This is a genomic window from Bariatricus massiliensis (assembly GCF_900086725.1).
In the GTDB taxonomy this organism is placed as follows: domain Bacteria; phylum Bacillota; class Clostridia; order Lachnospirales; family Lachnospiraceae; genus Allocoprococcus; species Allocoprococcus massiliensis.
The window spans coordinates 549,229-567,731 of the sequence record NZ_LT574838.1; the positions used below are offsets into that span (position 1 = coordinate 549,229).

Sequence of the window (18,503 nt, forward strand, 5' to 3'; positions counted from 1 at the left end):
CCTGTTTTACATCAGCCTCGTACACAGGGTCTCTTGCTCTATCTCCATGTCATTTTCCAAAATCAAACGCTTCAGCTCGTCCAAATCTCCCGCATCTATCTTCTCCAGTTTTTCGCGCTTGCTCTCCTTCAGTGGAATCCCGACGCCCGCCTCGAGCGCCAGTTCATAATTTTCTCTATCCATATACAAGGGCCTCACTTCCGGAAAGATACTTCTCTTCACATAATTAAATATGCGTATGCCGCCATAATCCATATCGCCCCAATGGTAATATTCAGTCTGTGAGTCCAGCATCATTCTCAGTTTTCCCAAGAACCTTCTTTCTTTGGGTGAAAAAAATCCATGTGAGAAGATGAAAATCGTATCCCGAGCGAAAGCCGCCGCCTCATAATTCGCTTTATTTTCTATAGTAATTATTTTCTTTACATTTCCAGCATTCAGTGGAACTCCATGTTCTAAGGTCTGGGCATTGATCACCGTACCGTAAATCATATCCTTCGTATCAATACGGCATCCTTCCAGTTCATAGACAAGGGGTCCTTTCCACTCCAGCCTTTGTGAATAGGTCAATATACCATGCTCTGCAAGTACCTCATCATCCTCCATCTCAGGCAGGACAAACGGCGAATACTCCCTCAGGATTGTCAGAATCCGTCTCTCATATTTCAACTCGAACAGCTTGGAGTTCTTTAGAATCTCTGCGCTGAATGTCCTTTTCCAACTGTCTCTCTTCTGCCCCGGCAGCCGGTTCAGGCAAAGGAAAAGATTTTCATCTTGTGCCTGTGAGGGAATATTCCCTCTTTCAGTCATCCCCCACAGATAATCATAGTACGCTTTCTTCCAAGCACAGTCTGGCCCCTCCTGACCGCGCACGGCATCTTTTCTCCAATATGAGATGACTTCACGCACCTTCTGAAGCTGGATTTTAGGATTCTCTTCACCTGCAAATTCACAAAGCGAATCCATCTTTTCCATGGGAAAATGAATTTGTTTAACATCCTGACGGAATTCCCTCCAATCCACACGGAGAAATCCGAGCCGCTCCAATTCTCCTATCTGGGCAATCAGCTCCTGTTTACCAAACAAGTCAATGACATCCTGTGTTATTTCCTCGTGTTTCCACCCAGAAACCTTGCCTATCCGCCAATCTTTTGTATTATATTTTTGAATCAGCCACTGCGCTGCCGTTAAATCCGCCGTCTTCGTCTGCTGTGTGCCTTTCTTTTTCATCACTCTCTTCTGCCTCTCCCTCCATCATCTGGAGATATTGCCCTTTATCAATGTGCATCATGGTAATGTGGTTCTGATGTCTGCGGAAACCATATACACTGTCCACATTCTGAATCAAGGACTGGAGACGTTCATCCGGCACACAGACAATTAACTGAAGATTTAATTTGCGGGCATATTTCAGGCACACCTCACTGCGCTCCTGATCCATCTTCGAGAATGCTTCGTCCAAAAGTACAAGCTTAATTCTGGAATCCCGGTTGCTGTGGGACATATACAGCATGGCAAACCCTGCCATGAGCGCCACATACTTTGGATTCTGCCCCTCGCCTCCGGAGTCTCTTCCCGCCATCTCATCCACCATGTTCTCACGGACATTGCCGTTTTCATCTTCCACACGCTCATACATGCTGAAGGCGAGATAATTGCGGTAATCTGCGTAGCGCTCCATCTCCTGCCTGCGTTTAGCCACATGGGTCTCGTCCATATCCCGCACCGGCATGAATTTTTCTGTAAGGAGATTGATCTGCCGCTCGTATTTCTTGAGGAACGTGTCTTCTCCAAGGCTCAACTGTCCTTCTATCTCCTCATCAAAGGTAACCTTGCTGTCCAGCTCCTCCGCCATAAGCATCTCATAGAACTGTGCATTCTCGTTCTTGGCAGGCTCTATCTTTATCTGGTAGATACTGTCGGCAAAGTTCGTATCCCGAAGCATCCGGTTAATCTCGGCGGCATGGCGCTTGGCCGCCTTGATATCCCCGTGGATCGTCGCTATCACGTTATCCCTAAGGCTCTTATAGATTAAATCGCACTGCCTCTCGAACTCCTTCTGATACTCGGGTCTATAGTTGTTCAGATAGTCGCTGAGCAGACTGTCATAAGCGTCATTGGTCTTCTCTGTTCCACTCAAATTGCAGGACGGGTATGCAAAAATATATGCATTTCTGGCTCTTGCCAGCTCATCATCCGCCCGCTGCTCTTCTTCTCCCAACCGCTCTATCCGTGCGCGTATCCGCCCCTTTAACGCAAGTCCGCTCATCTTAGTAAGCGCTTCTCTCACTTCGGCTTCCACCTCTACGTTCGGCTTATAGCCGAGCTGCTGTGCCTCCAGCTCTTCCTGCTTATTCTGAATGTCTGTGAGAAGGCGGGTCTCTGCTCTTTGAAAATCATTCCACAGTTTATTATTCTGCTCAATGGCGTGTTCCACCTCGTCCGACTGTCCTTTCAGAACTGTGACCCGCTCCTCGAGCTCCTTATACTTCCCTTCCCGCAGCTCCCTGATGACCTCGAAAAGCCTTGCCTGTTCCTCTAAAGCGGCCTCCAGCTCCTCCTGTGCCATAGAAAGTTCTGACAGATACTCTCCGTCTGTATTCAGTATCTCGAATTCCATAGATGCGGTCAGGCATTCAAGCTGATAGGTAATCTCCTGTAATTGGGCGGATAATTTTTCCACATCTGCCTCATATTCCTGAAGCTTTGCCTTGGAAACCTTCCTTCCGATACAGGCGTTCCACGTATAGTCACGTCTTTTCAAATGCCGGAAGCGGAAATTACTGTAGGAATAGCAGTCCGGAGTGACTCCATCTTTGACCTCCTCCAGTTCCTCCACCGAATGGCATTTCACAATGTGCCCGAGAAACCGCCTCAGGCAGCTGTCCACATACGGAATATCCGTAGTCACTGCCTCATACAAAGTCCCTTCCAGCACCCGGGGTTCACTCTCCGCCAGCGCCTTCGTATTAATGACCTCTATCTCTTCAAACTCTTTCATAGAGCGGAATAAGACGGCAGCATCATGGGCAAATCTGGGTTCCGTAATCAGACACAGCTTTAACCGCCCCATGCGCCCTTCCACCGCGTCTTTCCACTCTTCCTCCCGGATATCGAACATATCTGCAAGAATATGTACCTCGACCCCATGTCCGTAAGAGGCGCTTAGACGCTCTTTCAACATGCGGCGGGCCTTGCGCACACGCTCATTCAAATCGCCATAAGACTTTCTGTCGTTTCTCAAGTCATCTACACGTTTCTTTTTCTCCTCATACTCTTTAAGGATTTCTCGCTTCTCTTCCTTCAGCTCCTCAATTTCTTCCCGAATCATTTCTCTGGCAGCGACAAGTCCCTCCCTGAGGCTTTCACACTGCCCGGCGCTGACACAGCCCTTTTGGAACTCCTCAATCTTATCCAGAGTAGGGTTGCTGACGTAGTCTGTCACCACATCTTCCTGCGCCCACCGGTTAAGGGCCGTAACCGTCTTTCTCCATTGTTTACTGTTTCTCGCCAGCAGCTCTGTCCGTTTGGAAAGCTCTGTGAGACGCTCCTTTTTGCTTCCGTAATCTGTGGATTTCAAGTCGGATTCTGCTTTGATCAGTGCATCCTTGACCTCTTCTCTCTTCCGTTTCAATTCCCGGTCTCTGGACAACAGCTCGCCGGATTTTGCCAGAGTATCCTCCAATTCCTGAGAATCGGCGGCAATTTTATTTCTAAGTGTATCAATATCAATATAGCGCAGGCAGGACTGTGCGCGGACCATATCGGCCTGCACCTTTACCAGTGACTTATGCGCGTCGCTGACCCGGGTCAGGAATCCGATACGTTTCTCCAAATCTTCCACTTGTTCCTTAATATCCCGGTAATCGCCCAGCTGCTCACTGATTTTTTCAATCGCCCGCCCTTCACTTTTGGGGAACATATAGTCTCGGATGAACTGTCCGGTTCCATTGGTCATCTTCAGCGCAATAGCGCTCTTCTCCATGGTCATGAACCGTGTCCCGTCAATATAACCGAGAATCACGTCATACAGCGTAGCCAGATAAGACTCCTTTGAAGTATAAATCCGGTTCACATCCCCCTTGCCCCGGTTATCCCCGGACTTCGCCCGCTCCTCTATCAGCTCCCGTATCTGGCGGTTGTCATAGGGAATCCCCTCACCGGTAAGATATCCTCCCTCCGGCATCTGTCCGGAATGACTGAAATAGATGAATTTACGGATTTCATTGTCTGTCCTGCGCACTTCAAAGGCAATGCCCGCACAAGTTACAATGTGGTTGGCCGTATCCTCTATCTCCAGCACAATCGTAGAACAAAAATCCTTTCCCTCACGGTTGGCAGTCCCGTCCTTCTGCTCGCCTCTCAGATAACTGAGTACACTCCTTCTATTTTTGGCATCGTCTGCCGCTTTATTTAAGAAGGAAGGAGAAAAGCTTCCGTAGAGAATTACTTGAATGGCATCCATCACCGTAGATTTTCCAGAACCGCTCTTCCCACTGAAAAGATTCACGTATTCATGAAATGTGAGTATTTTGTGTGTAATTCCTCCCCAGTTATTCAAGCACATTCTGGTGATAATTTTCTTCGCTTCCTTCACGTATATCCTCCTCTGACTGTACAAGCCTCTCGGCCTCCTCCTGATATTGACTGACCAGCTCATTGATATCCGCTGTTTTGCAGTAAATATTGACAGTACTGTAAATGTAAAGCGGCGTAGAATCCTCCACGTTTACAATGGCGCACGGTATCTCCAGCATCTGATGAACCTTCATCAGAGTCAGCGCTTCCTGCCATTCTTGATTGGTCAGCTTTCGGTTGATTAGATTCGTATTCTTTCCATATTCACGAATTTCCTCAAGGGTGGTGACTGTGGCGCGGAGGCCCTCCCCCATAATCTTATCTCGATATATCAGCTTCAAAATAAGCACCAGCAGAGTCGTAGTCATACTGAGCTTCTCAGTCATAACACCTTCACCGCTGATGCGGAAGATATACTCCTGTGGATCATGTAAAAGTTCACATCCTGTAACAGAAAGGTAGTCACGTATGAACTCCTTATGTATGTCACATATCCGGTATCTAGGATTATCCTTCTGTATCAAAGTGACCGGGTCATATTTTACTTTCAAAATGCACGTCTGCCGGAACAGTTCCCGTATCGTCCGCTTCAGCTCCTCCGCCTCTGTGACGGACAGCCTGTCCAGATATTCAATCATATCGCTCCTCCACTATCTTCAAATTGGTAAATGCAAATCCTGCGCCGGTCCGTATCTCCTCCCCCAGTTCTACCGTACATTGGCCGTCCCGGTCTTTCGTCATATACTGCCATACAAACAGAAGCTTCTCCAAATCTTCCATACTCTGTACGGACTGTTCATCAGCCTCAAACACACCGTTCTTTTTGTTGCGCTCTATGAACGCCTCTATCTGCCTCTTTGTATACAGCGGACGCGGTACAAAATCTTCCATCTGCTCTGCAGCATTTTCCTGAACATCTTCTGCCGGCTCAGGACGGAATTCATTCTCCTGCCTCTCTCTTCTGGCGTATAGGCTGCTCTCCGTAATCCCCCTATAAGGCGCCGAGAACGTCATCCTCCCGCCCAGCTTCTCAAGAATATCTCTTCTGTCTTCGCTCTTTGCCAAAAGATTGACTAAGACAATCGTATTGTCCTGATCTCCGGAGCCTTCCTGCAGAATATACCGGATTCTGGCCGCAGCCCGCCCGGCAAATATTGTCTTCTGCTCAATCAGCTTATTATATTTTTTCTCTATAAGATCAAACTCCCGCTCAATCAAATAGACGAGACGGCTGGCTTCCTCATGGCCCTGCAGGCGCTTCTGCATCCTTAGATAAGGCACACTGTCCTTCTCCAGCGTCAAACTTATTTTCTCATCTTCCATTTTCCGCAGCTCATTAGCTTCCAGTATCTTACTGATCAGCTCCTTTACGGCTTCCTTGTAGCGATAGAAACTGTCCGTCGTAGTAAGTATGGCATACTTTCTGCTGTCCTTATTATTCATCTCATCGATCAAGACCTTCTGAATACCGAGAAATTCTTTCTGCTTCGACAACTCATCAAAATACGCCCGCATCCCGTCCTGCATATTTGTAAGAAGCTGGCCCAAGCTTCTGGATTTCTGAAGCGCATTATTCAGAATATCATTATTTTTCTCCCGGTCCGATTCATAAGTATAGAGCGCACTATATACAGAAAGAATACTCTCCCGCTCCTGACTGTCATCCTCGCGCATCAGTTTTCGGAAAAGCTCCACATATAATTGACTATACTCCGGAAAAGAAATGACGTTTGCATTCAGCTTCTCATCATAATCACTTCGCAGCCAGCCCCAGCTAATCAGCCTGTTCAACACAGAAGCCCCATTGACCCCCACCGTCATCTCCTCCGCGTCCTCCTCCACCTCTACGACCCAATCGGCCTTGATGCGCGTAAGTTCCTCGTTGATGAGGGCCCTGCACTCATGTTCCGTAAGTCCAAGGGAGGTATAATATTCACTGTTTTCTTCATATACCGTGACTAGTACCTGCATAAAACAATCCATATTCTGAGTGCGGAATAATTTATAAAACCCCTGTGGAATTCTATTCTTTAATATCATCTTTTTCACTCCTTAAAGCAGATTATACCAGACACGCCGTATTCATAGCAACCGTTTCCGCCGACATGCCCGGAGGACGATTGATTCGCCATTTTTTAGTTAATAAAAATTTGTTATTAGTAAATAATAATATATAATTTTACTTTATGCTTTATTCATGTTATGTTTTTCAATAGCTGTAAACATATAAATGTTCATTTAAGGAAAGGATGTATAAAATTCTATGTACGATATTATCATTATCGGCGCCGGCCCCGCCGGAATCAGCACCGGGATTTACGCAGTGAGCCGGGGTAAGAAAACATTAATTATTGAAAAGAAAGAAGTGGGCGGAATCATCGGAAAAGTTTCCACGGTCACACACTATTCTGCCATTATAGAGAACGAAACAGGGGCCACCTTCGCCGAAAGGCTGAAATCGCAGGCCCTCAATGCCGGGGTGGAGATTCTTTATGAAACTGTTACGAACGTAAAGCTGGATGCAGAGACAAAATTAATCTACACGGACAGCTCTTGCTACGAAACGAAAAAAGTGATTCTGGCAAACGGGAGCACGCCCCGCACACTAGGAATCCCCGGTGAAAAAGAGTTCACCGGCAAAGGAATTGGCATGAATGCCGCCAAGGACGGTGAATCATATCAGGGTAAGAACATCTATGTAATCGGCGGCGCGGACGGCGCTGTCAAGGAAGCGCTGTACCTCGCCCGCTTTGCAAAGGAGCTGTCAATTATCCATTTTGAAGATAAGCTGGGATGTATTCCTGAATTTGCGGACAAAGTCCATCAGACATCCAATATTAACGTCCGCCTGAACGCAAGATTACACGCCGTTTCAGGTAATGGGCAGGTTGACCGCTTAGAGATTATCAGCGAAAATGATGGATGGATTGAAACCGTCGACGCTCCGGGATGCGGCATTTTTGTATACGCAGGAGCCACGCCTAATACAGAGCTCTACTCAGAGCTTGACCTTGTAGACGGTTTCATTCCGGTGAATGAAAAGATGGAGACAAAGCTTTCAGGTGTCTACGCCGCCGGGGATATCCGCGTAAAGCAGGTACGCCAAGTTGCCACCGCGGTCTCAGACGGCGCCATAGCCGCAATCAACGCCGCGTCCGCATGTTAATATTTCCTTTATGCCAAAAAAGTCCGCGTAATCAATGTTACACGGACTTTTTTGTCATCTGAGTCAATCTCTATGCGATTTTAAACGGCTTGTGAATCGCCACATTCATATCCCATAATCTATATTCTCCGCCCCAGTAATATGCCGGGCGGCATCCACCGCTCTTAAATACCCGTATGAATTCCTCCATCGTCCTCACATCCTCCGGAAAATAAGTCGCAAATATCCCCAGCTTTTCCGGTATGTGGCAGTCGCTGGCCCCCACTGTCACAAGCCCCAAAGCTCTTGCATAGTCAGCCGCTTTCTGATTGGCCTCCGGAAGTGTGCTGCCATTTAACACTTCCACACCGTCCAGCCCCTTGACCGTCATCAGCTTTTCTTCCAGTCCCCGGTTATTGTTGCGGAACGGATGGGCGCTGAAGCAAATCCCTCCCTGCGCCCTCACACTGTCAATAAATACTTGTGCGCTCACACGCTCCTTGGGATAATCATGGATTCCGAAGGCTACGATATCTCCCTGCAGAGAATAATATTCGATACCAACAAAAATCGGAAAGCCTGTCTTGTCCGCATATGCTTCGGCATATTTCTTCAGTCCCATATCATCATGGTCTGTAATACAGATAGCCCCCAGCCCCCTCTGCTTTGCAAGACTGACCATCTCCTCCAACTTCAGATTACTGTCCTTTGAATACGTTGATTCATGCATGTGCATATCTATAAACATCTCAGTTCTCCTTCAAAAACGGATTTCCCTTGTTATAAATATGCTACCATTAACAGATGATTTTTACTAATAAAAATTATTTATAAGCTATGGATGCTTATAGGTGACATCTATGACTATAAATCTAAAAACTGCAGCATGATTTCTGCCTTTAGTCTGGACATATACTGCTCCCAATCAATATGAAGGACTTGATTCACCTTGTCAATCCTTTTTCGTATTGTGTTGACATGCACGTACATTTTTTCGGCCGTAATACTATAGTTCATATTATTTTCCAAGTACACTTTCAGCGTCCGCAGTAATTCGATATTCTTTTCATCATCCAGTAGATTTTGATACTCTTGTAATAAAATTTCCATTTCTTCATCCGGTATCTGAAGCCATGTAAAAGGGCCAATCATATCATAATCCCAGATATATGTCTGAGGGAACAGGGCCTTTCCCATTCTAAGTATCCTTTTGCACTTCTCGACATTCTGTTTTAAATCCGCTAATTGTCTGCCCTCCCTGAGAACCGCAAACTCCAAGTCCATATCAGGACATTGCTCTTTCACACTCTTACGAAAATCTATGATCAGATTTTTCAAATACTCTTTCTCATACACTGTTTTTTCCGGTACTTCTATCAAAATAATTCCTTCATTTTCGTCCAAGAACGCAATCTTTGCGTTTTGTGAAATGGCGCTATTTTGAAAAGCATGCACATATTTTGTCCTCTCACCTCTCGCGCTCACATCTCCATTCTTCTGACTGAAGAGAATACAGATATAATGGGTATTCATAGACAGTCCCTGCTGGCTGGCCTGATAGAGAAGCCGGTCACGCTCCTTTTCTGAGACGTTCATGGCAAGAAGCACAAAGTTCTCAAATCCAATGTTCCCTGCATTGCGGGCAACTACAATCTGCTCATAGACTGCCTGAAGCAGCAAATAGGCTATGCGGATGGAATATTCATCATAATAATCTAAAAACTCTCTGGATTCCATCACCACAAAATAAGCCTGTATCTGCCCTCCGATACTGATTGGAATCAATATCCAGCTCACCCTTGGGTTATCCGGATGTTCCCGGTCAATCAGGCGTATTCTGGACATTCGAATGTAATCGCATAATGTATGCTGTGTATGTTCCCGCTGAGGGTTCCAGTAGTCATGCTCCTCCAATCCAAAAGCGTCCGATATTTTTTTAAAATTAGATGAGCTATAATACCCTTCCCCCTCACCCACGTCATAGAGAAAGGCCGGGAAGTTCATCTCAATTTCTACTGCCTGAAGAATCTTTTTAATTTTTTGCTCTCTATAAGTAATGTTCGCTAATTGAAACGTACTGTTCTGCTGTATCTGGAATCTCCGAATTGTGCGGTTCATTACAATCGTATTTATCTGTTTCATCACATCCATATACGGTATCTCAAAGGGCATACTGATCAATGGAATATTGTGCTCTTCAAACAGCGCGATAATCTCCTCCGGTATCCGGGCCAGATGCCGCTCCCTTTTAATCATCATCGCGGAGGACTTCTGCAGGCTCCCCTCCTCGAATGCCTGTCTGATACAGTCAGGTTCTTTGGCAATCACATAACCGGAACTCATAATCAATTCTTTTCCTTTAGACCATCGAAATGCATCCGGCGCGTCTGCCACCGCCACTCCCTGCACCTCCTTGTGAAGTCCTTTTCTTCCTGCCACAACAATAAAGTCACTGAAAAACTCCTGTGACAATAAGTCCCCCATCGATATTCCCATCTTCGAACCTCCTTCGTATGATTCCCTGAATCTGAAACAAGTGTATCACCTGTTTTTGATTTGTGTCAACAAACAAGGATACACTTTGCTTTACTTATTCTTGATACATCGGGGTGTAATCTTCTTTTTTAGTCTGGAACTCCTGCATAATCTTCTCACGTATCTGGGGCTTTGTGTATAGGTCATACGCAATTCCCGCAATGACCTGCGCCGCGCTGAGCGCCCCTTTTTCTCCAATCGGACTTCCGGCCGCGGCCGTAGACTGCCATGTGTGCGGCGAGCAGGCCGCCGGCCAGCAGGTGGTGGAAAATACACACATCGGCATCATATGGCTCACATCGCCGCTGTCCGAGGAAGCAGTGAGCGGGCTCTTTTCATATAAATTTCTGTCCGCCAGCTTCGCCGCCAGCGGAGCTCCCTCCGTCCCATAGAGCTTGTGGGCCTTAGCGACATCTGTTTTTACGATTGTCTCTTCTAATTTCCTTGCGAATGAAATATCTTCCTCATCAAATACCGGGAGCTCCGCCTCTTTCAAATTTTTATATGCTAAATCTGCGTAGGCATGGTTCTCCTGCATTTCACAGCATCCATAATCGATCTTCATTTCCACGGAAGTCTCCGTCATAAGAGCGGCTCCCTCCGCTATTTTGCGGACTCTCTCCAGTATTTCCTTGACATCAGATATATAGGGCGCCCTCACGAAATACCATGACCCCGCTCTTGGCGGCACGATGTTCGGCGCGAATCCGCCGCTGTCTGTCGTGTAATGTATCCTCGCTCTTGAGGACACGTGCTCCCTCAAATAATTGACGCCTACATTCATCAGCTCCACGCCGTCAAGCGCGCTTCTTCCAAGTTCCGGCGCGAACGCCGCATGGGAGCTTCTTCCCTTGAATTCAAAATGTGCGGATGCGCTGGAAAGATAACCGCTGTCATATACCATATTCCCACTCATGGGATGCCAGCTTATTGCGATGTCGCATCCGTCGAACATATGGTGATATGCCATCTTCACCTTTCCAGAAAGCATTTCCTCCTCCGGGCATCCATAGAAACGTACGGTCCCCTGTATTCCTTCTTCTTCAAGGAAACGTTTCACGGCGATGGCTCCCACTGCCGCGGCGGCTCCCAATAGATTATGGCCACAACCGTGTCCCGCCCCGCCTTCCTGTACCGGCTTCTTGGACTCTGCCACCGTCTGAGACAAGCCGGGAAGTGCGTCGTATTCACCTAAAATTGCGATGACCGGAGAACCACACCCGTATTCCGCGTAAAATGCATGTTCCAGTTTCTCTTCATTTACGAGTACAAAGCCTTCGTCCGCCATCACCTGCCTATAATAATCCGCGGATTCCTTCTCCGCTCCGCCAAGCTCCGGATGATTCCAAATAAAACGGCAGCTATTCCGACATAGCGGCTCCAGATTTTTTACCATCTCAAACAGTTCTTTCTTAGTCATGCCGAAACCTCCTTACGCCTTACTCTTAGCCGCATTTTTCATTGTAGCAAACCCAATTGCAATGCTGAGGAATACACAGCCCAATGTTCCGAGCCAGTTCGACGCCCCCGGAAGCCAGTTGAAGACTCCCATTCCAATAGCTGTATATAACACAAGTGCAATGATTACCATGACTAAGCTGTGCTTTTTCATCTTCAGCCCGAACTGTATCAACAATGCTCCAAAAAGCGCTGGAAGAAGATAATTAAGCGCTGATTTCACCGCTTCCGGAAGAAGGGAGAGCACAGAACTGCCAAGAATTGCTCCAATGGTCAGCACGGCCACATTGATTACAATCGACACCGCCATCCCAATGGTGGCGATGATAGAGCCTTTCTCTGTTCCCGGCTCCACTTCCGCCGCCACCTGTGCCATACTCGCACAAGGAATTCTCATATTAGAAATATTTCCGGAGAGAAATGCCATATAAGTCCCGGCCGGCCCTACCACCGGGAAATAGGAAATAGGCTCCACGAACCAAAGTACGCCAAAGGCGCTGGCGCCGCTGATGAAGGCTGTCAATAATGCCGCCGGTTTTGGAACAATCCCATAGACCACTGTTAAGAGAAGCGCCGGTGTAAAGGCTAAAACCACACCTAAATAACCCGTAATCTTTCCAGTCCTATTAACTTTTGGCACATACTCGTCTTTATAAAAATTCTTATCCATAACCCAATCCTCCTTTATATTACCGCCGTGATAATCATGGCCGACAAAATGGTAATAGTGAGCGACCATTCCTTTAACCAGCCGATATTTTTTTTGTTCGCGGCCGTTGTCAACACATACATGATTACCGCGCCCAGCACACATGCCAACGCGTTCTTATACGCACCGGACATCACTGCCGCGTCTGCTTTCTGCATCAATGAATAGATAGGCTTTGACAAATGGCTGGCTACCATGGCAGAAAATACACCAATGATAGCCGCGGAAGCGATGGCCGTCAGCGTTCCGGCATTTCCCTTGGAAAGCTTGTGCTCAATCTTGTCCATCTTGTTCGCCGCGAATGTCCCGAAGAGCACCCAGCCGATAGAACAAAGAATCATAGTCCAGACCGCCATTCCAAGCGCTTCCCTCGTCATAACATCGGTGCCAAGCGTCACCCCTACCGCCGATGTGCCAAGCCCTGCCGCAATGGACTCAAACATAACTGAGCCAATCATGGATAGCCGCATCCATCCGACCGGAGCTCCCACCGTTACCAGCAGTGACAGCATACCGCTCAACACAACAATCGAAGGCCCAATCGAAGTGACCGCACTGCTTTTCATTGCTTTCTTCATCTGTGTCTCTGTTAATCCTACCTTTTTCCCCGCCCCATAGGCACCTTTTGCAAACAAAACTGCCTGTAAGACTACAAACGCTACCGGGATACCACATGCTATCCACATCGGCAGACTATTTGCCAGCTGCATTGCATCCATCTTATTTCTCCTCCTTTGTGTTACGTTAATGTTTTAAATTCATTGCGGTCATTATACTTATTTTGCGCAAAATAAAAAATGAAAATATTTTCACTTTTCAAATTCCTTTTCTATCAAGTGAAAATATTTTCATTTTTAGAGTTAATTCTTGCTGTTAAACTACACTTTTTCCTTTTTTAAAGTCTTATATAGGGCCGCACACGCCGCAAACATTATAAAAATAAATGGAAAAGCAGCCGCCAGAGAGATGGTCTGCAGCGGTTTCAATCCCCCTGCCATCAAAAGTCCGATTGCCATAACGGACTGGATAATTCCCCATAAAATCTTTTTGCTGTTAGGCGGGTTAATATTTCCGTCGGTAGTCAGCATTGACAGTACATACACACCAGAGTTTGCCGATGTGATGAAGAAGGCACATAAAGATACAATCGCAATGATAGACAGTACAAACCCGAGCGGATATTCCTGAAGAACCATGAACAGGCCTACTTCTGGATTTGCGACCACCTGCTGAAGCTCTTCAACGGCAAGGATACCTTTTTCTGCAAGATTGATGCCCAGATTGCCAAATACAGCTCCCCAGATACAAGAGGCCATCGCCGGTACAAGCACGACTCCCATCACGAATTCCTTGATAGTACGGCCTTTTGAAATCCGGGCAATAAATACTCCCACAAAAGGCGCCCACGCGATAAACCATGCCCAGTAGAACAGCCGCCAGCTGCCCAGCCAGCTATTGTCCCCGTAGGTACTGACTCTCAACGCATCCGGAATAAAATCTCCAATATACTGTCCCATCCCGTTCACAAAACTGTTCAATATCTCAATCTTCGGCCCAACTAGGAAGCATACAGCCATAAGGCCAATCGCAACATAGAGATTAGCGTCAGAAATAATCTTGATTCCCTTTTCAATCCCCGATACTGCTGAAGTAATATATATGACAGATACTATGGCAATGATTGCAATCTGAACGGTCAAATTCACGGGCAGTCCGAACAAACGGTTAAAACCAGCGTTGATCTGCATTGTCCCAAGCCCAAGAGATGTGACGATCCCCGCTACCGTAGCAAACACGGCCAGTATATCTATTAGTTTGCCAAGCCAGCCGTTCGCCAGCTTCTCGCCGATCAGCGGCTCCAAAATACTGCTTATAAGTCCCTTTTTATTTTTGCGGAACATAAAATAGGCCAGCGCAAGCCCGATAATGGCATAATTCGCCCAGGGGAGAATTCCCCAGTGCGTAAAGAACGACTTCATCGCAAAGTCCGCCGACTCTGCCGTAGCCCCTTCCATCCCCTGTGGATTCAAGTAATGGTTCAAAGGCTCAGCGACACCCCAGAAGACAAGTCCTACCCCCATGCCGCAGCCAAAAAGCAGTCCAAACCATGTCATATTACTGTATTCCGGCTTGGAGTCATCACCTCCGAGACGTATCTTCCCAAATTTACTGAATGCTATAAAAACAATAAATACCAAGAACACAATCATTGCCAGAAGATACAGCCACCCAAAATCAGTCGTAAAAAAAGCAAACGCCGCGTTTGACACAGCAGTAAAACTATCGTTAAACGCCACCGACCAGACTGCCATGACGGCTATGATAATCAGGGAAATATAAAATACGATTTTTTTTGTTTCCTTTTTCTCCCCCATACAGTTCTCCTTTCCACACTTCTCTTATGAACTCCCGCCTTATACAGGCGGGAGCGGCTATATTTCAAAGAACCTATACACGAAATACCGTCTGCTCTTTAACGTCAGTAGCCAAAGCTTCCAGAGCCACTTTGGTTCTGTGATATCTCAGTTTCCACTGTTCCTCTTTTGAGGTAGACGGATCGCCAAGGGGATACGGTATAGAAATAGTAGGAACGATTCTGTTGGAGCCCACTGTCTTTGCGACCGGAATCAAGTTACACATCTGAACAATAGGGAAACCTGCCTTCTCAATCTCTTTTACCATCGTTGCACCGCAACGTGTACAGGTACCTCATGTAGAGACCATGATCACGGCGTCCACATTGTCCTCTTGAAGATAAGGAATCATCTCCTGAGCCATTCTCATCGCTTCAGCCTGTGTGGTTCCGGTACCTACCGTCGAATAGAAATACGGGTGCAGGCTGCCATAAACTCCCTCGTCCTCTAGTTTTCTTAACGCATCCACCGGAGTGATGACATTTGGGTCTGCGTCTGCCGCTGCCGGGTCAAAACCGGCGTGAATCGTTTTGTAAACTCCACCTTCCAGACGTTCTGTGCCCTCAATACTGTAGCGCCCCCATCTGGTAGCAGAAGCCGACTGGATTCTGTCCGGATTGTCTACCGGCACAATCCCCCCAGTATTCACCAGTGCGATTTTCGCCTTCTTCAAGTCTTTCACCGCCGGCGCGATCGGGACTCTATCAAGTTTTGGAATAGGAAGCTCTGTCTGGAATGTCTCTCCGTTCAGCTTCTTCACAAGCATATCTACCATTCTAACAGAGGCCGGCGTCCCGTCGGAAAGCCATGTCTGGCGGCGGATTCCCCTTGCAAAGTAGCCTTCCTCCTCCGAACTGCCAATCTCTTCCCCATTTAAAATCTTATTACTCAATTGTACCATAGCTTTGACGTCAGTCCGCATTTTTGAGGCGATATTTCCACCTTTTAATATGTACATCTCTTTTTTGAACATCTCGGCGCCGGGATTCTCAACGTTGATGGATGTCACTACCGGAACATGGAAGCGCTCCTTGACTGCTTTGCAGATAGTACCGCAGGCCACCCCATATCTGCCTGCCTGAAAGGCCGGGCCGGCAAGAAAGATATCGAATTCTTTGTCTTCCAGCATTTTTAAGATTCTGTCGATAGCTTCTTCCGTATGTGAACCCATAAAATTATCGCCGCAGATGATTGTGTGAGTAATCTCTGCCTCCAGAGACTTTGCAAATTCTAATGCAGGACCGACTTTCCCTTCCCTGATTTCTGGTTCGAAGTCCGCTTTGTCCTCTCCGCCAATTTGACCAAAGAACTGATTAATATATAAAATCGCTTTTTTCATTCTTCTATACCCCTTCCTAAAATTCTTTCATGGTCTTCGGAGACCAGCCGCACACTTGATCACCACAGAACATAGAGTTATTCTCCATAATAATGGAGCCGTCCTCTCTCACTGACGGTCCCAGCAGCTCATCATCGGCCCAGCCGCCAGATAATCCATCTCTTGCCAATGCCTGTAGTTCTCCGAGAACCGTCTCCATCGGCGGAAGTTCAATCAATTCAGAAACATTACCGCAGGACACTATCGCGTCGCATTTCTCATCCAGAGTAACCAAGGGCTGAGACTGCCCGTCACGGCCTGTACATTCGTTTGTAACGCCAACCGTCTTCACGCCCGCATCCTCAAGAGCCACTATACAGCCTACAAAGTCGGCATCCGGATTGCCATATCCCTCTTCTGCCACGACCGCGCCGTCGGCTCCCAAAGATTTTGCGATTTGTGCTACGAATAAGGCTGAGCGCTCCTTCTGCTCCAAGGCAACATTTAAGTTTGACATAATCACACCGAGAAAATTGATTGTCTTCCCGTGTTCTTGATACAGCGCCTTGATATTCGGGCAGTTCTGGAAATCGTAGGTGGACCACTTGGAGGAAACCGGCATAAAACTTCCTGATACCATGGCTCCGTCCAGAATCTCGTTGGGATGCATAACGGTGGGGACTACATGATTCATATCCCAGCCGTAGACCAAATCATTGTATCCCATCTCCTCCATCTGTGACTGAGGCTGCATGACATAGACGACGGAAGGGAGTTTCTCCACCGTACTGTCCCTTTTTATCATGCCATCCAGCTCAAAAGTCTCTGTCTCCTCCGGCGTCATCTCTTTCACGCAGGCCCCTATATACTCTGCGAGCCTGTGCCCTGCCCTGCGGAGTGCATCATTCTTCTTCTGCTGTTCTCTCTGCTCAAACTCCTCGTTCGTATCCGCAACAAGTACTATATTGTTCAATTCACCAAAGTATGTATATTTTTGTCCTTCCCCGCTCATATCGATAACGCCGTCCTGAAATCCGCCCCAGTGTCTGCCAACTACCAGTACGCTGCAATTCTTCAGTGCATAAGTCGTACCGTCACCTGCCGGCGCGAGATCCCCTGTATACCCCGGAAACGCACTCCTGCCGTCTGGCCTGAAACGCGGCTCAATTGCTTCCTTCACCGGACACATACGAATCTTATCACCGGGCTTTGCGATATAAAGCTCCGCCTCTGTTATTCTCTCATCCTGTCTGATAAACGCTAAAGCCTCTTCCTTATCAATCGTCAGTACGCCATTGTTATACGATAGTTTATCACCGAATACAATGTCGTTCACATAGAAATTACCAATTTCCAGTCTCATTACAATTCCTCCATTCATGAAATAGTGTGTTTGCGCGTTTATCTCTGCCTTTACACATTATAGTCATTTTATACAAATATCCCTTTTAATAATCGCGCTTATTTTTATTATTGTACAATTAAAGTACCACTAATCGCGCTTATTGTCAATTGCTTTTTTGAATTCGATTATAGATTATTTCTATATGCCATCAAATCTGTAAAATCTAGAACCAACTCTTGAATTCTAAGTTTATCTTGTGTTATACTCGCATCAGTATTTATATCTAAGGGAGAATGTACCAATGATCGATTATCATAGCGATATGCAAAAACGAGAAAATTTGATTCATTTTATAAAAGTAACGCAGAAGATTATTGAAGAGGAGGGCATCCAAAAGGTATCCATCCGTAAAATTGCGGCCATGTCCGGCTTTCACAACTCTACAATCTATCTGTATTTCAGTGATTTAGACGAACTGACTATGCTGGCTTCCATCATGCGTTTCCAGCAATACAGCGCCGCACTGGAGAAACAGAGCGAAAAGCACGCAGACGCCTACGACAACTTTTTCAATATTTGGGAATGCTTCTGTGAGTCGGCCTTTCAATATTCCTGTGTATTCAACAATTTCTTTTTCGGTAAATACAGCGACGATCTCCTTCGTTTCTTAAACGTATATTATGATTTATTCCCCGAGGAGAAAAACAAATATACAAAAGATATCGAGGCCATGTATTTCGGGAAAAATTACACCGAGCGGTGTATGAAGATACTGCTCCCTCTGGTGGATGATAAGCGCACTCGTGTCACTAAGGAAAATGTGGATACTATCAATGATTTGACCGTCAGTTACTGCCAGTATCTGCTGGGGCAAAAATGTGCCAACGATGAGATGGACAGCAAAGAACTTCAAAACAAATTAATGAATGCAATACACTTTCTGGTGGAAAAATGCAATTGACATTGTGTGCATCCCCCGGATGTTTTATAACATAGGGAAC

General features: G+C 46.6%; 14 protein-coding genes. 2 read left to right on the forward strand and 12 right to left on the reverse strand.

Annotated elements, in window-relative coordinates:
- Positions 1-6: 6 nt before the first annotated feature.
- From BN6465_RS14195 to BN6465_RS14210, 4 genes are read right to left on the reverse strand one after another with little or no spacing between them, the layout of a single operon-like run.
- Positions 7-1,230 (reverse strand): Wadjet anti-phage system protein JetD domain-containing protein, encoded by a 1,224-nt coding sequence (locus BN6465_RS14195; protein ID WP_066736433.1) that lies wholly within the window; start codon positions 1,228-1,230, stop codon positions 7-9.
- Positions 1,157-4,597, reverse strand: a complete 3,441-nt coding sequence (locus BN6465_RS14200; protein WP_066736435.1) for an SbcC/MukB-like Walker B domain-containing protein — start codon at positions 4,595-4,597, stop codon at positions 1,157-1,159. The genes BN6465_RS14195 and BN6465_RS14200 overlap by 74 nt, the downstream gene beginning before the upstream one ends.
- Positions 4,554-5,216 (reverse strand): DUF4194 domain-containing protein, encoded by a 663-nt coding sequence (locus BN6465_RS14205; RefSeq protein ID WP_066736437.1) that lies wholly within the window; start codon positions 5,214-5,216, stop codon positions 4,554-4,556. The genes BN6465_RS14200 and BN6465_RS14205 overlap by 44 nt, the downstream gene beginning before the upstream one ends.
- Positions 5,209-6,618, reverse strand: a complete 1,410-nt coding sequence (locus tag BN6465_RS14210; protein ID WP_066736439.1) for a Wadjet anti-phage system protein JetA family protein — start codon at positions 6,616-6,618, stop codon at positions 5,209-5,211. The genes BN6465_RS14205 and BN6465_RS14210 overlap by 8 nt, the downstream gene beginning before the upstream one ends.
- A gap of 223 nt (positions 6,619-6,841) precedes the next feature.
- On the opposite strand from BN6465_RS14210, the gene BN6465_RS14215 reads away from it, so the two are divergent.
- Positions 6,842-7,744 (forward strand): NAD(P)/FAD-dependent oxidoreductase, encoded by a 903-nt coding sequence (locus BN6465_RS14215; RefSeq protein ID WP_066736441.1) that lies wholly within the window; start codon positions 6,842-6,844, stop codon positions 7,742-7,744.
- Positions 7,745-7,814: 70 nt separating this feature from the next.
- Here BN6465_RS14215 and BN6465_RS14220 read toward each other — a convergent pair whose 3' ends face one another.
- From BN6465_RS14220 to BN6465_RS14260, 8 genes are all read right to left on the reverse strand, one after another.
- Complete coding sequence (locus BN6465_RS14220; RefSeq protein WP_066736442.1) at positions 7,815-8,471, reverse strand: PHP domain-containing protein; 657 nt, start codon at positions 8,469-8,471, stop codon at positions 7,815-7,817.
- A gap of 116 nt (positions 8,472-8,587) precedes the next feature.
- Complete coding sequence (locus tag BN6465_RS14225) at positions 8,588-10,219, reverse strand: PucR family transcriptional regulator (protein ID WP_066736443.1); 1,632 nt, start codon at positions 10,217-10,219, stop codon at positions 8,588-8,590.
- Positions 10,220-10,313: 94 nt separating this feature from the next.
- Positions 10,314-11,678 carry an amidohydrolase gene (locus BN6465_RS14230; RefSeq protein ID WP_066736444.1) on the reverse strand — a complete coding sequence of 455 codons (1,365 nt, stop codon included), beginning with the start codon at positions 11,676-11,678 and terminating at the stop codon, positions 10,314-10,316.
- Positions 11,679-11,690: 12 nt separating this feature from the next.
- On the reverse strand, positions 11,691-12,386 hold the full coding sequence (locus BN6465_RS14235; RefSeq protein WP_066736445.1) for a hypothetical protein: 696 nt from the start codon (positions 12,384-12,386) through the stop codon (positions 11,691-11,693).
- 14 nt (positions 12,387-12,400) lie between these two features.
- Positions 12,401-13,144: a DUF5058 family protein gene (locus BN6465_RS14240; RefSeq protein ID WP_066736451.1), complete on the reverse strand. Its 744-nt coding sequence runs from the start codon at positions 13,142-13,144 to the stop codon at positions 12,401-12,403.
- A gap of 159 nt (positions 13,145-13,303) precedes the next feature.
- Entirely contained in the window at positions 13,304-14,800 is a 1,497-nt protein-coding gene (locus BN6465_RS14245; RefSeq protein ID WP_066736453.1) for a BCCT family transporter, read from the reverse strand.
- Between the two features lie 73 nt (positions 14,801-14,873).
- A complete protein-coding gene (grdH, locus tag BN6465_RS14255; RefSeq protein ID WP_082891721.1) occupies positions 14,874-16,178 on the reverse strand; it encodes a betaine reductase selenoprotein B in 1,305 nt (434 codons plus the stop codon).
- Between the two features lie 16 nt (positions 16,179-16,194).
- Positions 16,195-17,520, reverse strand: a complete 1,326-nt coding sequence (locus BN6465_RS14260; RefSeq protein ID WP_066736455.1) for a glycine/sarcosine/betaine reductase component B subunit — start codon at positions 17,518-17,520, stop codon at positions 16,195-16,197.
- Between the two features lie 283 nt (positions 17,521-17,803).
- Here BN6465_RS14260 and BN6465_RS14265 point away from each other — a divergent pair, with 283 nt between their 5' ends.
- A complete protein-coding gene (locus tag BN6465_RS14265) occupies positions 17,804-18,463 on the forward strand; it encodes a TetR/AcrR family transcriptional regulator (RefSeq protein WP_066736457.1) in 660 nt (219 codons plus the stop codon).
- The last annotated feature ends 40 nt before the right edge of the window (positions 18,464-18,503 follow it).